Annotated in this window: 3 protein-coding genes and 1 pseudogene; all 4 read left to right on the forward strand. The window is 32.4% G+C overall.

Annotation, left to right across the window (positions count from 1 at the left end):
- On the forward strand, nucleotides 1–705 hold a 705-nt coding region (locus tag WNY60_RS15455; RefSeq protein WP_342862923.1), incomplete at its 5' end, for a phage baseplate assembly protein V.
- A gap of 17 nt (nucleotides 706–722) precedes the next feature.
- Nucleotides 723–2,177, forward strand: coding sequence for a PAAR-like protein (locus tag WNY60_RS15460; RefSeq protein ID WP_342862924.1), 1,455 nt, complete (start codon nucleotides 723–725; stop codon nucleotides 2,175–2,177).
- Nucleotides 2,178–2,188: 11 nt separating this feature from the next.
- Nucleotides 2,189–2,665, forward strand: a complete 477-nt coding sequence (locus tag WNY60_RS15465) for a hypothetical protein (RefSeq protein ID WP_342862925.1) — start codon at nucleotides 2,189–2,191, stop codon at nucleotides 2,663–2,665.
- Nucleotides 2,666–3,286: 621 nt separating this feature from the next.
- A pseudogene (locus tag WNY60_RS15470) lies at nucleotides 3,287–3,563 on the forward strand (hypothetical protein); the annotation flags it as partial.

Genomic DNA, 3,563 nt, shown 5'->3' on the forward strand with positions numbered 1-3,563 from the left:
CCTGATGGTTTAGGCAGAATACGTGTACAATTTGCTTGGCAAAAAATAACTGGAGAGATGACTCCTTGGATACGTATTGTAACACCACATGCAGGAGGAGATAAAGGGTTTCATTTTATACCAGAAACAGGAGAAGAAGTCTTAATAGGTTTTGAAGGTGGAAATGCAGAACATCCTTATATGATGGGTAGTTTATATAATGGTTCTGGAAAAGCAGGCGCTTTTCAAAGTAATTCTAACGCCATAAAAGCACTACAAACTAGAAGTGGTAATAAAGTAGTGATGAATGATGATGATGGTAGCATAACCATTGCAGATCCATCTGGTAATGTAGTTGTTATGCAAGGTAATGGCGAAATTATAATACAAGCCCCAAACAAGCTAACATTAGCCTCCAAGGATATTAATATAATGGCAGGTAACAGTCTTAACATTATAGCAAAACCCAATCAAGAAAGCGGTGGCGAAGGTACAATGAGTATTTATGCACAAAAAGATTTAGGGATTCATGTTGCAGATGAAGGCATAGGCATAAAAGCAACTAAAGATATTACTATTACTAGTGAAACAGCTAGTGCCAACCTTAACGCTAAAACAGATGCTAATATAAAAGGAGAAACAAGCCTAAATTTAGATGGTGACAACCTAAATATTACTGGAGGTAGTAAGATTAAAATAGAATCATCTGACACGGATATTTTATAACATTCTAAAAAAACACTATGCCAAATGATTTAGAATACGTCGTAAAAGACGCCATAATGATGTGTGATAAAGGCGCTGCACCTGCACCTTTTTCACCTACATCAAATACCCATATAAAAATTAATGGCTGTTTAGTAACTACTAAAGCAGACAAAGCCCCAATGACCAATATTCCACCTTTTGGAGCATGCTCTTTAAAAAACGGAAGTCCTTGCACACCTGCTCCAACAGATTGGACAGATACCTATAAGGTAAAAGTAAAAGGACAAGAAACCATTTTGTTTAAAAGTAAAATGCCTTGTAGTACAGGTGGTAAAATAGAGTTTATTACTAGTGGACAAGTACCATTACCTCCTGAAGAATATGACAAACTTTTAGAAGAATATGGTGAAGAGGAAGATTCTGGTTGGGGCTGGTGGGACACTGCAGAGTTAATTCCTGTAATAGGTAATGTTATTGGAATGTACAGAGAGGCACAAAAAGGAAATTGGTGGATGGTAGGTTTAAATGCCGTATTCTTAGTGGTTGATATAGCTAGTTTAGGTACTGCATCCGTAGCTACAGCTGCTGCTAAAGGAGCCATTAAAGGAGGTATAAAAGTTGCTGCTAAAAAAGTAGCACAAGAAGCTTTAGAAGCAACGGTAAAATTAGGCACTAAACATGGTTTAAAAACAGCAGGAAAAGGATTTGCTAAAGCAGCAGGAAAAAAAGTGGATGATATTGCACAAGCTGCTAAAAAAGTTTGTGTTTTTGCATGTTTTCCATCAGGTACTAAAGTACATACCAAAAATGGATTGAAAAACATAGAAAAGATAACAGTTGGAGATTTTGTGTGGTCATGGGATGAAGAATTTGACAGAAAAGCATTAAAAAAAGTAGTTTCTACTAAAAAATCAAAAACAGATGTAATTATCGAATTACATACTATAGAAGGTGAAATAATAAAAACAACACCAACCCATCCCTTTAAAACGGTTTACGAATGGACAGATGCTGCAGATTTAAAAGTCGGTGACATTTTAAAAACATATAGTAACAAAACTCTAAAAATTTCTAAAGTACTACATCTACCAAAAAATCAGGAGGTTTTTAATTTTCATGTTGAAGATTTTCATACCTATTATGTAGGTGAAAATCTTGTTTTGGTTCATAATGCCTGTTATAAGGCAACTTTTTTCGCACTTTATCCTCTTTTAAAAGGAAAAGTTGTTGTACACCATGCTGTAGAGCAACAAGTTCTGAAGAAATGGCCTGGTTTATTTGATAAAACCTTCATGCATTCTATAGATAACCTACGTGGAATCCCAAAAAGTCTTAATAATACATTACATTTAAGTTCAATCAGGATAGAATGGAATAAATTTTATAGAGCATTTGATAATGCGGGAAAAATACCTTCAAAAAAACAAGTACTCGATTATGCTGCTGCAATAGATAAGAAATTTGGTCATTTATTTGATCCGCCTTTATAATAAATATTGAAATGGAAAACTATATAAAAATACAACCTGAAGTAATTTCTGGTCTTGGTGAAAAAACTACGTTTAAAGAGTTTGAACCTCCCTTTAAGACAATTTTAAATTTACATATCGATCTTGAAGATTGGCTTGGTGATGATTTAATGGAATGTTATCCAGCATTTATTATTACTGAAAAATTAAAAGAAGGATTAGAAAATAGTGTGTTTTCAGGATTTAAATTTTCAGAAATGGAGGTTTCTAAAGCGGAATATTTTGAAGATAATTATCAATTAGAAAAACCTGTACCCATCTTTTTTTGGCTACAAGTTATAGGACAGGAATTTGCAGATGATATTTTACTTAATGATAAGAATGAACTTTATCTTAAACCTAAATTACTTAAATATTTACAAGGAAAATTTAATGTAAATTATTTACAAGTAGAACCGCAAAGGAATGAGTTTGATGACTTATTGGACAACATGTTATTAGAAAGCTAGTTGATAGAAAAATTGCACCGCTAACGCGAGAATCTCTCTGTTGAGAAAAAGAGCATAGTAATTAGAATCCTCACTAGTGCTAATTTATAACAAGTACCATCTCAATAAAGTTTCACTTAAAAAATTTAAACAATAAAAGCTATCTATTCATTTGGGTAGCTTTTTGTGTTTTTAAGTTATGAGTAAAAAGTATAAATTTCATAATCCAACAGCCGCATATTTTGTTTCGTTTGCTTCACTTTAGGAAACCACCGCAGAACACCCTTTTTACACACAAAGTGGTTGGAAAGATGCTGCTGACCTTACTTTAAAAGACGAAGTAAAAACCAAAAACGGAAAATGGCAAACACATGTTTTATTAAATATTTAATACATATAGTAAAGACAGATATGTAATAATTCATAAAATTCAACAAACTACATCTATAAACAGCCTTTTAACCGTATATTAATAGTAATTAAAAATTTTATTTTACTATTTTTAGTAATTTGATTTACAATACAATAATATTCAAAATGACAAGTCAAATTTACGTTATAAAACTATTGCTAAAACAAGATTTGGTTTTCTACATAAGTTAATAATTTCATTAAACCCATTTTAAATACTAATTGACCAACATGGCACTACAAACAACCACAACGCTTTTTATAGGAGAATTAGAAATATCAGCATTTAAAAGAATAATGTTGCATCAACAAATAGATGCACATCATATGCTAGAGTTGGTTTGTCGCATGGATGTGTTAGAAGATTTATCCTTATCGCTTGGCGAGTCTAGTAAAAACTTTTTAGGTGAAACACTAACCATACAAACCCGATCACTAGATGCTTTTGGTGGTTATAAAGAATTAGAATTTAAAGGCGTTGTCACACAAGTAAAAACCATAAAAGGTC

It is taken from the genome of Olleya sp. AS48 (genome assembly GCF_038900355.1).
GTDB lineage: Bacteria > Bacteroidota > Bacteroidia > Flavobacteriales > Flavobacteriaceae > Olleya.